At 47.1% G+C, this 18,700-nt stretch carries 17 protein-coding genes; 13 read left to right on the top strand and 4 right to left on the bottom strand.

Annotation, left to right across the window (positions count from 1 at the left end):
- The first annotated feature begins 28 nt into the window (after positions 1 to 28).
- From PQI28_RS01590 to nadE, 4 genes are all read left to right on the top strand, one after another.
- On the top strand, positions 29 to 1,120 hold the full coding sequence (locus tag PQI28_RS01590) for a virulence factor (protein WP_339962377.1): 1,092 nt from the start codon (positions 29 to 31) through the stop codon (positions 1,118 to 1,120).
- 245 nt (positions 1,121 to 1,365) lie between these two features.
- Positions 1,366 to 1,560 (top strand): hypothetical protein, encoded by a 195-nt coding sequence (locus tag PQI28_RS01585; protein ID WP_214695545.1) that lies wholly within the window; start codon positions 1,366 to 1,368, stop codon positions 1,558 to 1,560.
- A gap of 99 nt (positions 1,561 to 1,659) precedes the next feature.
- Positions 1,660 to 2,454, top strand: a complete 795-nt coding sequence (locus PQI28_RS01580) for a BsuPI-related putative proteinase inhibitor (protein WP_339962376.1) — start codon at positions 1,660 to 1,662, stop codon at positions 2,452 to 2,454.
- Positions 2,455 to 2,565: 111 nt separating this feature from the next.
- Positions 2,566 to 3,381: an ammonia-dependent NAD(+) synthetase gene (gene nadE, locus PQI28_RS01575; protein ID WP_339962375.1), complete on the top strand. Its 816-nt coding sequence runs from the start codon at positions 2,566 to 2,568 to the stop codon at positions 3,379 to 3,381.
- A gap of 44 nt (positions 3,382 to 3,425) precedes the next feature.
- Here nadE and PQI28_RS01570 read toward each other — a convergent pair whose 3' ends face one another.
- Positions 3,426 to 3,812 carry a disulfide bond formation protein B gene (locus tag PQI28_RS01570; protein WP_214748368.1) on the bottom strand — a complete coding sequence of 129 codons (387 nt, stop codon included), beginning with the start codon at positions 3,810 to 3,812 and terminating at the stop codon, positions 3,426 to 3,428.
- A 108-nt stretch (positions 3,813 to 3,920) separates the two neighbouring features.
- On the opposite strand from PQI28_RS01570, the gene PQI28_RS01565 reads away from it, so the two are divergent.
- The 6 genes from PQI28_RS01565 (at position 3,921) to tnpB (ending at position 10,784) form a co-directional block, all read left to right on the top strand.
- A complete protein-coding gene (locus tag PQI28_RS01565) occupies positions 3,921 to 4,799 on the top strand; it encodes a LysR family transcriptional regulator (RefSeq protein WP_214785219.1) in 879 nt (292 codons plus the stop codon).
- Positions 4,796 to 5,917 (top strand): N-acetyldiaminopimelate deacetylase, encoded by a 1,122-nt coding sequence (locus PQI28_RS01560; RefSeq protein WP_074035009.1) that lies wholly within the window; start codon positions 4,796 to 4,798, stop codon positions 5,915 to 5,917. The genes PQI28_RS01565 and PQI28_RS01560 overlap by 4 nt, the downstream gene beginning before the upstream one ends.
- 259 nt (positions 5,918 to 6,176) lie before the next feature.
- On the top strand, positions 6,177 to 7,565 hold the full coding sequence (locus PQI28_RS01555) for a cytochrome ubiquinol oxidase subunit I (protein ID WP_339962374.1): 1,389 nt from the start codon (positions 6,177 to 6,179) through the stop codon (positions 7,563 to 7,565).
- Between the two features lie 14 nt (positions 7,566 to 7,579).
- A complete protein-coding gene (locus PQI28_RS01550) occupies positions 7,580 to 8,611 on the top strand; it encodes a cytochrome d ubiquinol oxidase subunit II (protein ID WP_339962373.1) in 1,032 nt (343 codons plus the stop codon).
- Positions 8,612 to 8,742: 131 nt separating this feature from the next.
- Positions 8,743 to 9,405: a potassium channel family protein gene (locus PQI28_RS01545; RefSeq protein ID WP_074035000.1), complete on the top strand. Its 663-nt coding sequence runs from the start codon at positions 8,743 to 8,745 to the stop codon at positions 9,403 to 9,405.
- A gap of 290 nt (positions 9,406 to 9,695) precedes the next feature.
- Entirely contained in the window at positions 9,696 to 10,784 is a 1,089-nt protein-coding gene (tnpB, locus tag PQI28_RS01540) for an IS200/IS605 family element RNA-guided endonuclease TnpB (RefSeq protein ID WP_339962371.1), read from the top strand.
- A gap of 117 nt (positions 10,785 to 10,901) precedes the next feature.
- On the opposite strand, the gene PQI28_RS01535 is transcribed toward tnpB, so the two are convergent.
- The gene (locus PQI28_RS01535; protein WP_214783989.1) at positions 10,902 to 11,690 is read right to left on the bottom strand and encodes a Cof-type HAD-IIB family hydrolase; all 789 of its coding nucleotides are present in this window, start codon (positions 11,688 to 11,690) and stop codon (positions 10,902 to 10,904) included.
- A gap of 200 nt (positions 11,691 to 11,890) precedes the next feature.
- Between PQI28_RS01535 and rnjA the strand changes: the two genes are divergently transcribed.
- Together rnjA and PQI28_RS01525 are read left to right on the top strand one after the other, a co-directional pair.
- Complete coding sequence (gene rnjA, locus PQI28_RS01530) at positions 11,891 to 13,558, top strand: ribonuclease J1 (protein WP_015881254.1); 1,668 nt, start codon at positions 11,891 to 11,893, stop codon at positions 13,556 to 13,558.
- Between the two features lie 60 nt (positions 13,559 to 13,618).
- Positions 13,619 to 15,076, top strand: a complete 1,458-nt coding sequence (locus tag PQI28_RS01525) for a phospholipase D family protein (RefSeq protein ID WP_339962370.1) — start codon at positions 13,619 to 13,621, stop codon at positions 15,074 to 15,076.
- A gap of 40 nt (positions 15,077 to 15,116) precedes the next feature.
- Here the strand turns inward: PQI28_RS01525 and PQI28_RS01520 are convergent, their stop codons facing one another.
- Positions 15,117 to 16,742, bottom strand: a complete 1,626-nt coding sequence (locus tag PQI28_RS01520) for an alpha/beta hydrolase (protein ID WP_445236739.1) — start codon at positions 16,740 to 16,742, stop codon at positions 15,117 to 15,119.
- A gap of 1 nt (position 16,743) precedes the next feature.
- Positions 16,744 to 17,283: a peptide deformylase gene (gene def / locus PQI28_RS01515; protein ID WP_214783980.1), complete on the bottom strand. Its 540-nt coding sequence runs from the start codon at positions 17,281 to 17,283 to the stop codon at positions 16,744 to 16,746.
- Positions 17,284 to 17,614: 331 nt separating this feature from the next.
- Here def and pdhA point away from each other — a divergent pair, with 331 nt between their 5' ends.
- Positions 17,615 to 18,700, top strand: a complete 1,086-nt coding sequence (gene pdhA / locus PQI28_RS01510; protein ID WP_015881258.1) for a pyruvate dehydrogenase (acetyl-transferring) E1 component subunit alpha — start codon at positions 17,615 to 17,617, stop codon at positions 18,698 to 18,700.

Genomic DNA, 18,700 nt, shown 5'->3' with positions numbered 1-18,700 from the left:
CGTCACGATTGAGAGTGAGGTGATGAGGATGAAACTAGTAGCAATTGAACCGACACCAAGTCCGAATAACTTGAAGATTATTGTGGACCCTCCATTTGAAGGGAGAGGTACCACATACGACAAAGCGAGTACCGATGCCCCAACGATTATTCAAGAAATCGTTGGTCTTCGAGGCGTCAAATCCGTATATGCGGTATCTGATTTTCTCGCTGTCGAGCGTCATCCAAAACATGACTGGCATGACGTGATGAATGAAATCCGACGGGCGTTCGGGGAACAAGTCGAGGAAGTCGAATCTGCACAGATGGATACAGACTATGAACCGGTCCATGTATCCGTTCAGTTCGTGCTCGATGTCCCGATGCAGTTGAAACTCGTCAAAGGGGACGAGGAAAAACGGATCGGACTGTCGAAACGATTCGTCGACGCGGCCATGGAAGTTCAAGCACAAGTGAAGAATGTCATTCAAGACCGCCGTTGGGTGGAGCAAGCCCCACGCTACGGTGAATTGGATGAGGTCAGTGTCGTCGCTCAAGAAGAGTTAGAAGCTGCGTATCCACAAGAACGTGTAGAGCGCATCGTGGCTCGAGCGTTTGGGCGAGAGGCTGACTTTGAAGCAAATGCGAACCACTTGCAATCTGACAATTGGAAAGACCGGATGGCTTTCTTGGATGAATTGGACATCCAAGACGAGAATATGGTGTATTTCCGCCGTGCTCTCGAAGATTCCGTGATGGCGATTCGCCGACAAGCTGTCGTCATGATCGGGATGTTTGAAGAACGTCGTGAGGAATATGTCACATATATTGAACAAGCACTCGTAGATGCATCTCCGATTGTGCGACGTACGGCCGGGGATACGGTCTCAGATTGGGCGTTACCTCAATCTCAACCTTCGATGATTGAAGCGCTGAAAGACAAGAATAAACTCGTTCGTTGGCGTGCGGCTCGTTTCTTGTTTGATTGTGGAGACGAACGCGCTGTTCCGGCTTTGACGGTTGCTGAACAAGACCGCGAATTTGAAGTTTCGTTGCAGGCACGACTCGCGAAAGAACGCATTACAAGCGGAGAAACGGCTCTCGGAACAGTATGGCAACAAATTTCAAACCGTACGAAGTGATGTTTCGTTCGACATGTTATGAATCAATTTCATTTACATTTTCAGGAAAGGAGAGGGGTCCGCAAGGCGGATTTCCTCTCTTTTTCGATATCTTATATGCACATTTCACCATTTGACTAACATTTGATGTAAGCGTTTCGACAATAGGTAAAACGTCACTGTTACCCTGTCGAACGATAGGACCTACATCTTGGTTTCAGATTGGTACACTAGGTTTATCACAGATGAACAAAGGAGCCATACTTATGATGTTGTTTGCAGAAACGCCTGAACTTGTAGCTTATAAAGAAGTGGTGGGAGAGACGATGGTCGTCACGTTTGAATCGATGCATAGTGAGACGTTCTCCATTTCGGCTCAAGTCCGGTCTGATCTCGATATCGCTGATTCGTTGTTCATGACCGGTTGGCAACAGTACATGGAACAAGCTAAAGTTTCGTAAAAAAGGTAAATAATATAAGGAAAATCATTACAAACGTCTGCACATTGTATACACTAGTGCTATAGACGTTTTTTTATTTTGTTGAGGAGAGTGGGATCCATGAAAAAAACTTGGTTACTCGCCGTCGTGACGGCAATCATACTAGTCGTAGCAGGATGTGGAAAAGAAGAGGCGAAACCGAGTCAAGTGAATAGCGATTCGTCTGAACCACCAGCTCCATTAACACTTGATACGGAAATGGCATATGATGCTTCAGCCAATACATTATCGGCAACTGTCAAGATGACAAACCCGAATGAAGAGGCGGCGAAGGTGACGTTCAATTCATCACAACGCTTCCAATTGATTATCAAACAAGGGGACGAAACCGTGTTTGACTATGGTAGCGAATATATGTTCACGGAATCGATTATCGAAGAGACGTGGGAAGCGGATGAACAAAAGATCTTTGATGAGGTATTCCCATTAGAATTGGCAGCTGGTGAATACTCGGTCGAAGTGATCGGACTCGGTCAAGTCGATGGGGCACCAGAAATCGCTGTGACGGATGAGACGTCTTTCACAGTTGAACGGGCTGTAGAAGAGCCAGAAGAGGACACTACAGAAACGCCAGAAGAAACACCTGCATCTGAACCGCAAACAGACGGTGCGTTCCGCGATGTGACAATCGATATGAATGATACGATGATTCAAGTCAGTGGCTTCACGGAAGAAGTAGAGTTTGAATGGTCTGTGTCAGACGGACATAACTTGTTTGCACAAGGTGCGGCAGAAGTAACAGGCGGAAGCTTCACATTTGGTGTATTGCTCGATGAAGCACCAGCGGAAGGTCAAAAATTATTCCTCGAATTGACACCGATTGGTGGAGAAGTTACGTCATTCCAAATTCAATAATCATGAGACGGAAACGATTGTTTCCGTCTTTCTTTTGTATATCGCTAGTTGACGGGGTTTGTGAATTATCAGACAATAAAACGAAATGAGAGAATTATGGGAGGGTCATTCATGCAACAACATATTATCGAATCAACACATGTCAAACCGACCATCGATCCGCAGGCGGAGATTCGTCAACGAATCGATTTCTTAAAAGCGTATGTGAAACGTGCCGGTGCAAAAGGACTTGTCCTTGGGATTTCAGGTGGACAAGACTCGAGTTTGGCAGGGAAACTGTGTCAGCTCGCCATGGAAGAACTACGAGCAGAAGATGCGGGGGACTACACGTTTTATGCGGTAAGGTTACCGTATGGCGAACAACATGATGAAGATGATGCCCAACTCGCCCTCGAGTTCATCCGTCCGGACAAGTCCCTCACTGTCAATGTCAAGCCTGCCGTCGACGCATCGGTAGAAGCGTTCCGACAAGCGACGGGTCTTGAGTTGAGTGACTTCCATAAAGGGAACACGAAAGCGCGTGAACGAATGAAGGCGCAATATGACATCGCGGCAACGTTTGGTGCCCTTGTCGTTGGTACGGACCATGCAGCGGAATATGTGACGGGATTCTATACGAAACACGGAGACGGGGCGTGTGACCTCACACCGTTGACTGGTTTGAACAAACGTCAAGGGAAAGCGTTGCTTCACGAACTAGAGGCGCATGAACGAGTCATTTATAAAGTGCCGACAGCAGATCTTGAAGATGGTCGTCCAGGACTTCCTGACGAAGTGGCGCTTGGCATGACATATGACCAATTAGATGATTATTTAGAAGGTAAATCTATCGATCCGGTGATTGCAGAGCGGATTGAGACGATTTTCAAACGTTCACGTCATAAGCATCATATGCCTGCTTCACTATACGACGAGTGGTGGCAATAAGAAAAGGAGGAGCTGTCTTGATGACGGCTTCTCCTTTGTATGTCTTACGCTTTTTTGAACGGGACAAATTGAATGATGAGAATACATGTAAAGGCGATAAAACTGAGAAGTGGGATGGTAACAAAACCAAAGTAATTCACCCAGCGAATGAGACAGTCGTTCGTGCAGAAGGCTTCTCCGTTCGGAATACGTTCTAGGATGACGTGATAAAGACTGATACACCAGCCGGCGCCGGCCATGATTCCGACGAACAATCGATTCACATCGCGGGCGGTCAGCATGATCGTCAAGTAGTAGATGGCGAGTGGATACATAAAAATACGTTGGAACCAACACAGTTTACATGGTAAAAAGAGCATGACTTCAGAGAAGTAAAGGCTGCCAAGCGTCGCGACGGTCGCAACGATAAAGGCGAAATGATGACGTTGCATCAGATTTCCTCCTAACAATCAAATTGATGAATAAACATGATATGATACATTGAAACAAATACTTATTCAGTATACAATCTTTCAAACGATAGAGAAACAGGTGACGTCATGCAAGTATCGGAAGTAGAAGTGTTGATTATCCTTGCAGAAGAATTGAATATGCGCAAAGCGGCGGAGCGGTTATTCGTCTCTCAACCGGCGCTCAGTCAACGGCTCGTGACCATCGAACATCAATGGGGAAAAAAGATTTTTGTCCGTTCGACACGTGGTCTTGCCTTGACGCCAGATGGGGAGAAGATCATCGAGTTCGCCAAGAAAATGTACAGTGAAGAACAAGAGTTACGAAGCGAGCTGACAGCAAATCCGGGAGAAGTATATGGCACGTTAAAGATTGCCGTCGCTTCCATCATGGGTCAGTATTGGCTCCCGAAAGTATTAAAGACGTTCGTAGAGCGATATCCGTCTGTCCGTGTCAAGTTAGTCACCGGATGGTCGAGTGAAATGATGCGTTACATGCTTGAAGAGAATTTTCATATCGGCATCATTCGAGGAAATCCGGATTGGCGCGGGGAGCGCATGAAGCTTTTCTCTGACTCCTTACACTTGGTCGATTTAAAAATGACAGACCTCTCCCAACTAAAAAATAACGAACGCTCATTTATTCAATTTAAGAGCGACTCGACATATTACCAGGAAATATTAGAATGGTGGCAGGAACGATTTTCGAGCCCGCCGCTCACCACACTCGTCGTCGATCAGATTGAAACGTGTAAACAGATGGCGTTACATGGAATAGGCTTCGCCATTTTACCGGAGTCGACCATTAAAGATGTCAATGAAATGAACAAGATTCCGTTGACGTCCTCGAGTGGTGTCCCGCTTGTTCGGGACACGTGGATGCTGTCGACAGAATCGATGTTGGAATTGGCACAAGTACAAGCATTTTGGAACATTGTTGAAGAAGTTACGAAGGAGACTGAATCATGAATTGGGCAATCGAAGCAAGAAGACAACTGCATTTAATCCCGGAAGCTGGATATGAAGAATTCAAAACACAGGCGACTCTCGAACAACTGATCCGTTCGCTCGATTCGCCACGTGTTCATATCACGCACTGGCGAACGGGTCTTTTCGTACGTGTGGATGGTCTCGTCGGGGAGAAGACGATTGGGTATCGAGCCGACATGGATGGGTTGCCGATTACCGAGGAGACTGGGTTGGAGTTTGCATCGATTCATGAAGGTATGATGCATGCGTGCGGTCATGATGTTCATATGTCCATCGCACTCGGATTGATTAAACGGGCGGTCGAAGTCCCGTTCAACCACCATCTTGTCGTCTTCTTCCAACCAGCTGAAGAAGGGCCAGGCGGGGCGGAGCCGATGGCGAAATCCGAATTATTCTATCACTTCCGTCCGGACGCGCTATTTGGATTACATGTCGCGCCTGAATATCCGGTCGGGATGGTAGCTTCTAGACCAGGTGTATTATTCGCAAGCGCACGTGAACTCCATATTACGATTCATGGAAAGGGAGGGCACGGCGCATTCCCTCACGCAGGAATTGATGCCGTTATCGTCCAAGCCGCCCTCATCATGCAACTGCAAACCATCGTGTCACGGAACATTGATCCGATGGGAAGTGCGGTCGTCAGCATCGGGAAAGTCGCAGCGGGAACAAAAGAGAACATCATCGCCGATACAGCCAAGTTAGATGGAACGGTACGTGCGTTATCTGACAAGGAGATGGTTGTGCTCGAGAGCCGGATTCGTCAGATCATCGCCGGTGTCGAAATGACGTATAACGTTCAGATCGACCTTGAATTCGGCAATCGCTATCACGAGGTCGTCAACGATGAGCGCTATCTTTATCAGTTCGAAGAAGCGGTTGAAGAGGTTGGGTATTCGTATAAGACGTGTGTTCCTGCCATGACAGGGGAAGACTTTGGATATATGCTGAAACAAGTACCTGGATTCATGGTTTGGCTAGGTGTGAACGATATGGGGTCGGGTCTCCATCAATCGACACTCAACCCGGACGAACGAGCGATTGAAGTAGCCATCGAATTGTTTGACCACTATTTCCGCACAGTCATGATTCAATAATACGAAGCGGTCTCCGTTGAGACCGCTTTTAGTGTGCCCAAAAAAGAGTGAAGTGTGAGCAAAAAGGGAATCAAATATGAATGTAAAGCGACAATTCTGTGGCGATTGCTCAAATGTGAACATTTTGCAAACTCGAGCATTGAGACATTACAGCGCAATATAAAATCATTATGATGGAAGTATCGAAGGGTATTCATCTGTGATTGTCGTTTCATACATGGGTTCGAAGCGATAGAGAGAGATAGGAGGTAATCAATAGATGTTTCAAGATCCTGTCCTGATGAGCCGAGCATTGACGGCACTCACATTAGGTTTTCATGTGATTTTTGCCACACTCGGCGTCGGGGTTCCACTTTTAATCTTATTGGCAGAATTTTTAGGAATTCGTAAAAAAGACCCGAAATATACCCTTATGGCTCGTCGGTGGTCACGCGGTTATGTCGTGACCGTAGCGGTCGGGGTTGTAACGGGTACAGCAATCGGTCTACAGCTTTCGTTATTATGGCCGAACTTGATGCGCGTTGCGGGTCAAACGATTGCACTTCCACTATTCATGGAGACGTTCGCTTTCTTCTTTGAAGCGATTTTCCTCGGAATTTACTTGTACACGTGGGATCGGTTTAAAAATCCGTGGCATCATATGCTTCTCGGGATTCCAGTCGCAGTCGGTGCATTGTTCTCAGGGTTCTTTATTACAACGGTAAACAGCTTTATGAACCAACCGGTAGGATTTGATATCGTTGACGGTCGTTTGGCGAACGTTAGTCCGCTTGAAGCGATGTTTAGTCCAGCTATGCCAACGAAGATGGCACACGTATTGACGTCTGCGATTCTAACGTCTGCGTTCATCTTAGCGGCGATTGCAGCTGTACAATTGTTACGTCAACGTCGTAATCAACTCGACAAGTTGTCAATCGAATATCATAAAAAAGGTCTTCGCTTGACAATGACAGTCGCCTTGATTTTTGCGATTGCGACTGCACTCGTCGGAGACTTCTCAGGTAAGTATTTGGCACAATATCAGCCGGATAAATTAGCAGCAGCGGAATGGCATTTTGAAACCTCCTCCGAGGCGGAATTGATTCTCGGTGGTTGGTTAGAAGATGACGGTGAAGGCGGATATGAAGTCCGAGGCGCCTTAAAGATTCCTTATGCGCTTTCTATTCTTGCCGGTGGTGTTCCGAACTATGAAGTGACAGGTCTCAATGAATTTGCGAAAGAAGACCAGCCACCGCTCTTTGTTCACTACTTGTTTGATGCGATGGTCGGAATCGGGATGCTTCTAGCGCTCATCTCCTTCCTATTCGTATTAGGGCGTTATATTAAACGTTTGAACCAGTTCAGTAAACCGATGCTCTTTGCGATTGCAGCCGGTGGACCGCTTGCGATGGCAGCGATTGAATTCGGTTGGTTCTTCGCTGAATTTGGTCGTCAACCGTGGGCACTTTATGAGTTGATGCGTACGAGTGAAGCAGCTACGACGTCGGCAAATGTCGGTTGGATGCTTGTCGCTTTCGCGATCCTCTATGCGGTACTCGGGACAGTCACGGTGGTCGTTCTATCACGTCTGTTCAAAGAGAACCCAGTAGGGAAAGAACTAAATCAATCCGAACATCGCGGTGAAGCGATGTTTGCGGATGAAGTGTGATCGGAGGGTATGACATGCAAATTCAAGAGTTAGGGATTGCCGTCTTATGGACGTTCCTATACGGCTATCTCATCGTCGCATCGATTGACTTTGGTGCTGGCTTCTTCGCATTCTATAGCCGTTATACAAAACGGGATCACTTGGTGAACCGTCTCGTTAAACGGTATTTGTCACCGACGTGGGAAGTGACGAACGTGTTTTTCGTCTTCTTCTTCGTCGGGATTGTCGGATTCTTTCCGGATACAGCTTATTACTATGGAACGGCGTTACTCGTTCCGGCATCCGTCGTGTTGATTTTACTCGCGATTCGCGGTAGCTTTTACGCATTCGCGAACTATGGGTCGAAAGAAAGCACGCTGTATATGTTCCTATACGGAGCCACAGGATTACTCATCCCAGCTTCGATGTCGACCGTATTGACGGTCAGTCAAGGTGGATTCATCACCGAGACGGAAAACGGCGTCTTCTTTGACGGCGCGAAGTTGTTCACCAATTTTTATTCATGGACAGTCGTCATCTTGGCGATTGTTTCAGTCCTCTATATTAGCGCGATGTTCCTCTTGTTCTATGCGGACAAGGCACGCGATCAAAATGCCGTCGAACTCGTCAGAAAATGGGCGCTATTCTGGAGCGTTCCGACGATTATCGCTTCTGGGCTCGTCTTCTTCGGTTTGAAGTCGCAAGCTGCTTGGCACTACGAGAGCATCTTAGGAGGAAACTGGTGGTGGTTCGCAATGAGCTTCCTCTTCTTCGTGATTGCCGTCTCATTCGTTTATATGAAGCGAAATTACGGGATTGCTTTCTTGATGGTCATGGGACAATTCTTCATGGCATGGTTCGGCTACGGATATTCACACTTACCGTATATCTTGTATCCGTATATCGATATCAATGAAAGTGTCGTCAACGAGTCGATGGCGGTGGCACTCGTCATCGTATTCATCTTAGGGTTGCTCCTTCTCGTTCCGGCGCTCTACTTGTTGCTCCGTTTGTTCCTGTTTGACAACGATTATGTACGTGGGAAACGTTCGAGCGGAAAAGCGTGATTGAAAAGATGGGAATTCCTTCATACGGAGGAGATCCCATCTTGTTTTTTTATATAGAGTTTTCAAGTGGAATCAGTTACACTGAACGAAGAATCAAGAAGAAAACATGTGTAGGAAAGGGATGTAATATCATGACAGGTGAATTTGCAGTCATTGGATTAGGGCGGTTTGGTGGGTCAATCGTCCGTGAGTTGTCTTCAAACGGATATGACGTCCTCGCCATCGATTCAGATGAAGAACGCGTCAATGAGTTCATGGGTTTGGCCACTCATGCCGTGATCGCGGATACGACAGATGAAAACGTGTTGAAGAGTTTGGGGATTCGTAACTTTGAACACGTCATCGTTGCCATCGGTGAAAACATTCAAGCTTCGATTTTAACGACGTTGATCTTAAAAGAACTTGGCGTCCAAATCATCACTGTCAAAGCGACAAACGATTACCATGAAAAAGTTCTCCGTCGCATCGGTGCAGATAATATCGTCCACCCAGAACGTGACATGGGTGTTCGAATCGCAAACGGTTTGATGAGCCAGAGCATTTTAGATTATCTTGAATTATCAAATGAACATTCGATTGTTGAAATTAAAGCGTCAGATAAGTTATCGAACAAATCGCTCATCGATTTGGACTTCCGTGCGAAGTATGGGGTCAACATTGTCGCCATTCGTCGTGATGATGATGTCATCATTTCGCCGCAGGCGGATGAGATGATCTTATCAGAAGATATTTTGATTATCATCGGAAAAGATACCGATTTAGACAGACTTGAACGGACGTTACGTTCGAAATAAAAAAAGACCTCTTGAGCGATACCGTGATCGTTGAATCGATTGATCCAACTCGGCGGTTTGACGCAAGAGGTCTCTTTTTTAACTAAATCAGGCGAGAATTCTCCCTCCTCTAAGCGTCTCGGGGTGTATCCTGGCGTAGGTGGGGGATGAATCGCCCGGTCCAAAACTCTTTTTCCCTGTGACAGATGTGACGAACAGAAGTTCGTGATTCCGTCAGATTCTCCCTCCCCTTCCGCGGGTATCGGATGAGGAGGACACATCACGATCTTCTGGAGGGAGAAGGGACGGACATGCTGAAAGGTTACACATACAAGCTCCACCCGACGCCGGCACAGGCCGAGTTCCTCATCAAGACGATCGGCTGCGCCCGATTCATCTACAACAAGCTGCTCGAGGACCGCATCGCCATCCGCGAGGAGGCGAAGGCGGGGAGCGGAACGAGACGGAAACCGGCGACACCCGCCTCCTACAAGCCTCTGTTCCCGTTCCTCGCCGAGGCGGACAGTCTCGCGCTCGCGAATGCGAAGCTGAATCTGGACACCGCGTTCGCGAAGTTCTTCGCCGGGACGGGCGGCTTCCCGGCCTTCAAATCGAGACGACGGTCGCGTGCCTCCTACACGACGAACAACCAGCACGGCACGATCCGCATCGAGTCGGGAAAAGTCCGGCTGCCGAAGGTCGGGTTCGTGCGGTTCACACAACATCGCCCGTTCGAGGGCGTCATCCGGTCGGCGACGGTCTCGATGACCAAGACAGGCAAGTTCTTTGTCTCCATCCTCGTCGATCAAGAGGATGCACCATGGATTCCAGCCGAGAACAAGGTCGGGATCGATCTCGGCCTAAAACATTTCGCCATCATGACGAACGATGCGATGGTCTCGGAGAAGATTGACAACCCTCGCTTTCTCCGACAATCCGAAGCGAAGGTCAAGAAGGCGCAACGCGCGCTGTCACGCAAGAAGATTGGGAGTGAAAATCGTGAAAAAGCCAAGTTACTTTTGGCGAAGAAACACGAAAAGATTGCGAATCAACGTAAGGACTTCCTCCACAAACTGTCGAGACGAATCGTTGACGAGAACCAAGTCATCGTCGTGGAGACATTGAAATCGAGCAACATAATGAAGAACCGACGCTTAGCCAAATCGGTTGGCGATGTCAGTTGGTACGAGTTCGTCCGTCAACTCGAATACAAATCAAACTTCTACGGACGGACACTCATCAAGGCAGACCCTTGGTACGCATCCACTCAAATCTGCTCCACTTGCGGCGTAAAGGGCGAGAAGAAGGCGATGGATGTCCGTGAATGGACATGTGTCTGTGGCGCGCATCATGACCGTGACATCAACGCGAGCATCAACCTATTGATGTTGGCCGACTGAACATCCTTCAGGGTGGGAACCACCCGACGAGCTTGGTAAACAACCGTGGCTAGTAAAAGTACGGTCTTCCCAAGAAGCTCCCCCTTCAATTTGTGAGGCAAATAAGTGGCGAGTAGTTCACATTAATTTCATCGCTTTCAATCCATATTCGATGCCATCTTCAAGAATCGATTTCGTCACAAAGTCCGCAACGTCTTTCGCTTCAGAACGAGCATTTCCCATGGCAATCCCTGTCCCTACATATTGGAGCATGGCCAAGTCGTTCAAAGCGTCTCCAAACGCGTACGTATTCTCAAGTCGATAACCGTTCGCTTCGATAAAGTGACGAATGCCGTCGGCTTTACTAGCACCTTTATTGATGACGTCCATCGCATGTGGATGCCAGCGGATGAAGTCGAACTCATGATAGGCATCGAGATAGTGATGCTCATCTTCAGGTGTACAGTAAAGGAGCGTCTGATAGACGTCTTCTTCTGCGTGGAAGTTTGGTTCGTAGCGAGGAATCGGCATGTCGAGTTCTCCGAGTGATTGCTTGACGATGGCGTCATCCGGTTTTGAAGCGCCGCCGCGATCTTGTCCCAGGTAGACGAGAGTATGGTCGTTCGAAGCGGCATGAGTCGTCAAACGACCGAGCGCATCTTTAGACAGGGTGTTGCGATACACGATTTCACCTTTATGCACGACGATTTGACCGTTGTAACAAACGAGGCTATCGATTCCGACACGTTCCGGGATATCTGATAACATCGCTGGTCCTCGTCCCGTCGCGATAAATGTCTCGACGCCGTTTTCACGAAGCGCTTGAATCGCTGAAATCGTTGAAGGTGGAATATAGCTACCTTCATGCAAGAGTGTGCCGTCAATGTCGAAAAAAACAACTTTTTGATCTTCCATTTGATTCACCATTCTTTCTCTTTGTCTAAAAAATATGTTTTTCGATCCCACTAAAAGGATAACACGAAATAGGGAAACTACCACGAATATCACATCGTTAGTGAAATATTGCCATGATATGAGCTATAATGAAAAAAGAATCTTACGGACATATTCGAGAATCACTTATGTTTCACATAGATGTATTAATAATTGAAGTAAGGAGAGATTAAATGAAGTTTGTTAAGAACCACCAAACAGCCGTGTTCGCATTAGGCGGACTAGGAGAAATCGGGAAGAACACATACGTTGTTCAATTCCAAGATGAAATCATCGTCATCGATGCGGGAATCATGTTCCCAGAGGATGACTTGCTTGGGATTGACTATGTGATTCCGGATTACTCGTATTTGATTAAAAACAAGGACAAGGTAAAAGGGGTATTCATCACGCACGGTCACGAAGACCATATCGGGGGAATTCCATTCTTACTCAAGCAAGTCCAATTACCGATTTATGCGACGAAACTTGCGCTCGGTTTGATTAAAGTAAAACTCGAGGAGCATGGATTGTTGCGTGAAGCGGAACTCCACGAAATCGATGAGGATTCACTCATCAAGTTCCGTAAAACGAGCATTTCGTTCTTCCGGACGACGCACTCGATTCCGAACTCGCTCGGTGTTGTCGTCAAAACACCACAGGGGAACATCGTCCATACAGGTGACTTCAAGTTCGACTTCACTCCAGTCGGTGAACCTGCCGACCTCGCGAAGATGGCGGAAATCGGAAAAGAAGGCGTGCTCTGCCTCTTGTCTGATTCGACAAATGCGGAAGTCGAAGGCTTCACCATGAGTGAGAGCGTCGTCGGGGGGACGATTAGCGAGACGTTCCGTAAAGCGGACGGTCGAATCATCTTCGCCACATTCGCATCGAACATTTATCGTTTACAACAAGTCGTCGATGCTTGTGCTGAGACTGGGCGTCATCTCATGATTTTCGGTCGTTCCATGGAGAAAGTCATGACGATCGGGCAAGAGCTCGGATTCATCAACGTTCCGAAAGGGATGATCATTGAAGCGAATCAAATGCGTCACTATGACCCGAACGAGATTGCCATTCTTTGTACCGGTTCACAAGGTGAACCGATGGCCGCGCTTAGTCGTATCGCGAACGGAACACACCGTCAAGTGTCGATTATCCCAGGAGACACGGTCATCTTCTCATCTTCTCCGATTCCGGGGAACGCCATCTCGGTCGGGAAGACGATTGACCAGTTGTATAAAGCAGGGGCTGACGTCGTGTACGGGAAATTGACGAACATTCATACGTCTGGACACGGTTCACAACAAGAACAGTTGTTAATGATTCGTCTTCTCAATCCAAAATTCTTTATGCCGATTCACGGAGAGTATCGCATGCTGAAGAAACATGCGGAGCTTGCTGAATCAGTCGGGATTCCGAAAGAAAATAGCTTCGTCATGGATAACGGAGAAGTGCTCGCTGTCGATTCTGAGTCGGCTGCGGTCACTGGTAAAATTTCTGCGAACGCCGTTTACATTGATGGGAATGGAATCGGCGATATCGGGAATATTGTATTAAGGGATCGTCGTATCCTTTCTGAAGATGGACTCGTCGTCGTTGTTATCAGTATCGATGGCAAGACACGTAAACTCGTTTCAGGACCGGATATCATCTCACGTGGGTTCGTCTATATGCGTGAATCAGGTAGCTTGATTCGCGACGGCGAACGTTTGTTGAAGAAAACCGTCGAGCAAGGGTTGTCAAATAAACAGATGAAGTGGTCGGAGATGAAGCAACTCGTATCCGATACGCTCACACCATATTTGGCACAAAAGACGCGGAGACACCCGATGGTCCTGCCGATTATTATGGAAGTATGATTGAACGGGCTGTAGGTGACTACAGCCTGTTTTTTTAACCGCAAAGGAGGAGGGGAACTCATGGCTAAAGAAAAAGGGAAAAAAGGATGGTTCAAGTGGGGATTGGTCATTATCGCTGTCATTTTTCTCATCACACTTGTGTATCATCAAGTGAAACCGTTACCGGAAGGAGTGTCACGACAATCTGAACCTTATCTCATTTCAGATGATCAAATCGATTTTCTTCATGATTTGACATATCAAGGGGAAGATACAGAGATTGTCGAGCAAGAAATTTTTGATGAAGTCGAGCGAGCAATTCAGGAAGCCGAGGAATATATCGTCATGGACTTTTTCTTATTCAACCCTTATTCGAATGAAGACCGGCAATATCCGGATATCACGGCGCGATTGTCATCAGCGCTGCTAGAGCAAATGGAGCGATACCCGGATTTGAAAGTCGTCTTTATTACAGACGACATCAATACGACGTATAACGGACACGTTTCCGACCACTTCGATGTACTTGAAGAGGCGGGAGTCGAAGTTGTCTACACGAATCTCGATGCACTTCGTGACCCAAACATTCTGTACTCCACGTTTTATCGGATGGCGATTCAATGGTTTGGCAATAGTCAGGACGGCTGGTTGCCGAATCCGATGGCCTCGTCGGCACCGGATATTACCGTCCGGGCGTATTTAAGATTACTGAATATTAAAGCGAACCATCGAAAAGTGATGGTGACAGAAAATGAAGGGTTTGTTCTATCGGCGAACCCGCATGATGCAAGTGGATATCACTCTAACGTCGGTGTCCATTTAAAAGGCCCTATTTTAAAAGAAATTGTGGAAGGGGAGCAAGCGGTCGCGACGTTCTCCAAAGGCGATGCGCGGCGTTTCCCGGATGATGAGGCGTTGTCAACGATTGAGAGCGAACCGACCGAGGCGCCGATGGAGATTCGTTACGTCACGGAAGGGAAAATCCAGGAGTCAGTGCTCGATGCGATGAACGGGGCGACGGAAGGGGATACGATATGGATTGGTATGTTCTATTTGGCTGATCGAAATATCATTCAAGCGATTGAAGATGCCGCCGGTCGAGGCGTGACCGTGAACATGATTCTCGACCCGAATACGAACGCGTTCGGTCGTTCAAAATCGGGATTGCCGAACTTACCTGTGACGGCAGAACTGAATACCGTCAATCCTGAACAAATCGAAATTCGTTGGTATGAGGTCGGCAAAGAACAATATCATCCAAAAATCCTCTATGTGGACGGGGAAGAGAAGACGGTCGTCCTAGGTTCTGGGAATTATACGACACGGAATATGAACGACTACAACCTCGAGGCAGATGTCGAAGTAAAAGGAGAAGAGGATACAGCTTTCTTTGACGAGGTAGACGATTATTTCAATCGCTTATGGAATAACGAGAATGGAACGTACACAGTGGCATATGACGAGATTCAAACCGACATCCCACTCGGAAAGTACGTGATGTATTGGCTTCAAAAAGTAACATGGACGATGACGTACTAAAAAAACAGCTATCCTCAAATTGGGGATAGCTGTTTTGACGTTAGTTCGTCTCGATTGGATTAAACTCGTTCGTGTATTCGTATAAGAATTTCCCAGACTCTTTCAAGACGTCACTCTTACGGTGAAGCGAGAAGTGATCGTACGGTACGGTCTCTGTCTGAATGTTATTCGTATACTTTTCGAGTAACAGAGAACTTGACGGCTCAATCAGATTAAACTCGCCGCCTCGTCCAGAGAAGGATAGCACTTGTACGGATCGTGGCCATGTCTCAAGTTTTGACTGGAACGCTTGTAGCCCGTCCGAGTTAGGTGATAAGTCACGGATGGCAGGGCTACCTGTGTTGATTCCAAAGTTACTAGCCGATAGGCCAAAGTTTGCGAGTCGAGTGCCGCCGAATGGACTATCAAACGTGACGAACTTATCGACGATGTATGTTTCCTGGTTCAAAATGTAGTTGGCAGCCGCAACGCCACCCATACTATGACCGAGGATATACATGCGATCGAATGAGCGGTTTCTCGTTTTCTTATACGTTTCAATGGCTGAATTTAACCATTTTGTTTGATTGTTCAAAGAAGCTTCTGCATCCTCGAACTCGATTCGAACGATTGGACGATTCGAGCTGTAGTCATAAATTTCGCAGTCGGTTTTTCCTTTGACGGTAACCGTACAAAGGGCACCGTCGGTTGCTTGGCCACTCTCTTCCATCGCTTGCGAGAAGCGGAGGAACGTTCGGTCAGTCCCGAGTAGACCATGCACCGCGAAAGTAGGGATAAACTCGTTCGTCTGCGACGCTTGGCGAATCGCCTCGGTTTGTCGCTCATTCGCCAATTCTTGTCGGAATGTCCCGACAATCAATACGAGTGAAAGGGAGACAATCAATAACCCTAACAGGCGCGAACGAATCGATGTTTCCCTAGGGTTACCGATGTTTTTTCGATATTTACGCCAAATGAAATACCCTAAAATAATCGCAGCGACAAATACGGTGATGGTGATCACCCATGCTTTAACGTTTGGCACATGGGCGACGAGTGTTAAATTATTTTGGCGTCCTCCGTACACTTGCCACTCGACATGCTTCATGGAGCGAAGGTCAAGACCAGTCCCGTCTTCCACGAACACGCCGGTCGGAACGGTTAAATTAAAGCGGATATCGGCTTGCCGGATATATCGTTCAGCTAATTTCTTAGGTGAACCCGACAGTTCGACACCAGGTAAGTCAACCTGATCTAGTCGAAGATCGAGGTTCGTCTGCATCGTGTAAGAGTCGAACCAGATGCCCTCTCGTTGCTCGATATCGAATTGAATGTCAGGTGGGACGAGAATTCCGGCTGGACCGGTTTTCCATTCTTCTTTAATCTGTTGTAACTCATCCACATTGCGGAACGTCTTCTTCAAGACCATCCCTTCATAATCATCGGCGCTCGAATAATCTTCAGTCTCGTACCCATTATCCTCGGCCTGCTCCTTCCACGTATCCCAGTCGAGTCTGAGATTGAGCAACTTCATCACTGGGTGGTCGCGGAAAGCATAAGTGGTTTCGAGTGAAACGGATTGATCGTAATGCACGGTCGCATCGTAATTAATGCGCACACATCCGCCGATTAAAAGAAATAAAAATGGGAATAGTAACAACAGTGCCCTTTTTCTCGAGCTAAACATGTTAAATCGGTTCGCCGTATGTGTCTAGCGGATTCGACGTATTGATTCGGTCATAGAATAAAATACCGTCCAAATGGTCGAGCTCGTGCTGACACACGATCGCGCGCATTCCCCGAAGACGAAGCTTAATTGGTTGTCCGTCTCGGTCAAACCCTTCTAATGTGATTCGACGAAAACGAGGTACATTTCCTTTGACCACGCGGTCGACCGACAAACATCCTTCCCCACCATTTAAAAATGTCTGTTCGACGGAGTGGCTCGTGATTTTAGGATTGAAAATCGAGAGTTTGAACGTTTCTTCCTCTTCTTGTAGCAAGACTGTGAAGAAACGACGGGTTACACCGAGTTGTGGCGCGGCGATTCCGACACCACCTCGTAACTCGTATTTTTCGCTCATCTCTGGGTCTTGACTATTGACGAGGAACGTCTCCATCTCGTCGAGTAGCGCCAAGTCCTCTTCGGTTGGCGGAATCGGTACTTCAATTGAACGTGCGCGAAGTCGTTCGTCTCCTTCGCGAATGACGTCTTTCATCGTTAACATGTGCAACTTCCTTTCTATAAAACGTATATGATTGATTATATCATATTTAAAGAGAGAAGAATGTGGATGGTACAGAAGGTGAAACAAAAATGATACAGAGACAAAATGAATGTCATATCCCTTGAATGTAAGCGTTTTATTTCAGTAAGCATATTTTTTGCGTTATTATAACAACCCGTTTTATACTAACTAGGAAACGGCAGGAGAGCATAACTTTCCTGAATTACGTTAATACAGATTGCTTTTTTGGACAGATACACGTAAGATTTGAGATAGTGTTTGATCACAAAAAAGACAATTGTCTCATAGTTGAAAGGATGAGGTGAAACGAATGAACAACGTTCAGGTACTTCAAAACGTGGAAGAAAACTTCCAAACGTTCCGTATTCTCGACGAGAAGGGTGAGGTCGTCAACCAAGACGCAATGCCTGACCTAACGGACGAGCAACTTCAGGAACTCATGCGCCGCATGGTCTATACTCGAATCTGGGACCAACGCGCCATCTCACTTAACCGTCAAGGACGCCTAGGATTCTACGCGCCAGTGGCAGGTCAAGAAGCGACGATGATCGGGACGCAATACGCGCTCGACAAAGAGGACTGGATCCTTCCAGGATACCGTGATATTCCACAACTCGTATTCCACGGACTTCCGCTTTATCAAGCGTTCTTGTTCTCACGTGGACACGTGGCAGGAAACCGCATCCCTGAAGGTGTCAACGTATTGATGCCGCAAATCATCATCGGTGCACAAATCATTCAAACTGCGGGTGTGGCTATGGGCCTCAAACGCAACGGCAACAAAAATGTCGCTATTACTTACACAGGTGACGGTGGCTCATCACAAGGTGACTTCTACGAAGGATTGAACTTTGCAGGTGCATTCAAATCACCAGCAATCTTCGTCGTTCAAAACAACCGCTTCGCTATTTCGACACCAGTTGAGAAGCAAACAGCAGCTAAAACGATCGCGCAAAAAGCTGTTGCAGCTGGAATCAACGGAATCCAAGTAGACGGAATGGACGTTCTTGCAGTACTTGCAGCTACACAACAAGCTCGCGTAGACGCACTCGAAGGAACACCGACACTTATCGAGTCACTCACTTACCGTTACGGACCACACACGCTCGCTGGGGATGACCCAACACGTTACCGTACAAAAGAACTCGACACAGAGTATCAAGAAAAAGATCCACTCGTACGTTTCCGTCTCTTCCTTGAGAACAAGAAACTCTGGAACGAAGACATGGAGAACGAAGTGATCGAGCAAGCGAAAGCTGATGTGAAAGAAGCAATCAGCCAAGCTGACAAAGAACCAAAACAAAAAGTTTCGGACTTCATCAACAACATGTTCGAAGAACTTCCTTCAAACTTGAAAGAACAGCTTGAAGAATATACTGCAAAGGAGTCGAAGTAA

This window comes from Exiguobacterium sp. USCH10, from assembly GCF_037619445.1.
GTDB classification, from domain to species: Bacteria; Bacillota; Bacilli; order Exiguobacteriales; family Exiguobacteriaceae; genus Exiguobacterium; species Exiguobacterium aestuarii_A.
Note: the sequence above shows the minus strand (reverse complement) of the source record. Positions and strands in the feature narration are given on the sequence as shown.

Excerpts from the sequence above, each read along its gene's own strand:
- PQI28_RS01590 (WP_339962377.1), top strand. The coding sequence starts at position 29 with ATGAAACTAGTAGCAATTGAACCGACACCAAGTCCGAATAACTTGAAG.
- PQI28_RS01585 (WP_214695545.1), top strand. The coding sequence starts at position 1,366 with ATGATGTTGTTTGCAGAAACGCCTGAACTTGTAGCTTATAAAGAAGTG.
- PQI28_RS01580 (WP_339962376.1), top strand. The coding sequence starts at position 1,660 with ATGAAAAAAACTTGGTTACTCGCCGTCGTGACGGCAATCATACTAGTC.
- nadE (WP_339962375.1), top strand. The coding sequence starts at position 2,566 with ATGCAACAACATATTATCGAATCAACACATGTCAAACCGACCATCGAT.
- PQI28_RS01570 (WP_214748368.1), bottom strand. The coding sequence starts at position 3,812 with ATGCAACGTCATCATTTCGCCTTTATCGTTGCGACCGTCGCGACGCTT.
- PQI28_RS01565 (WP_214785219.1), top strand. The coding sequence starts at position 3,921 with ATGCAAGTATCGGAAGTAGAAGTGTTGATTATCCTTGCAGAAGAATTG.
- PQI28_RS01560 (WP_074035009.1), top strand. The coding sequence starts at position 4,796 with ATGAATTGGGCAATCGAAGCAAGAAGACAACTGCATTTAATCCCGGAA.
- PQI28_RS01555 (WP_339962374.1), top strand. The coding sequence starts at position 6,177 with ATGTTTCAAGATCCTGTCCTGATGAGCCGAGCATTGACGGCACTCACA.
- PQI28_RS01550 (WP_339962373.1), top strand. The coding sequence starts at position 7,580 with ATGCAAATTCAAGAGTTAGGGATTGCCGTCTTATGGACGTTCCTATAC.
- PQI28_RS01545 (WP_074035000.1), top strand. The coding sequence starts at position 8,743 with ATGACAGGTGAATTTGCAGTCATTGGATTAGGGCGGTTTGGTGGGTCA.
- tnpB (WP_339962371.1), top strand. The coding sequence starts at position 9,696 with ATGCTGAAAGGTTACACATACAAGCTCCACCCGACGCCGGCACAGGCC.
- PQI28_RS01535 (WP_214783989.1), bottom strand. The coding sequence starts at position 11,690 with ATGGTGAATCAAATGGAAGATCAAAAAGTTGTTTTTTTCGACATTGAC.
- rnjA (WP_015881254.1), top strand. The coding sequence starts at position 11,891 with ATGAAGTTTGTTAAGAACCACCAAACAGCCGTGTTCGCATTAGGCGGA.
- PQI28_RS01525 (WP_339962370.1), top strand. The coding sequence starts at position 13,619 with ATGGCTAAAGAAAAAGGGAAAAAAGGATGGTTCAAGTGGGGATTGGTC.
- PQI28_RS01520 (WP_445236739.1), bottom strand. The coding sequence starts at position 16,742 with ATGTTTAGCTCGAGAAAAAGGGCACTGTTGTTACTATTCCCATTTTTA.
- def (WP_214783980.1), bottom strand. The coding sequence starts at position 17,283 with ATGTTAACGATGAAAGACGTCATTCGCGAAGGAGACGAACGACTTCGC.
- pdhA (WP_015881258.1), top strand. The coding sequence starts at position 17,615 with ATGAACAACGTTCAGGTACTTCAAAACGTGGAAGAAAACTTCCAAACG.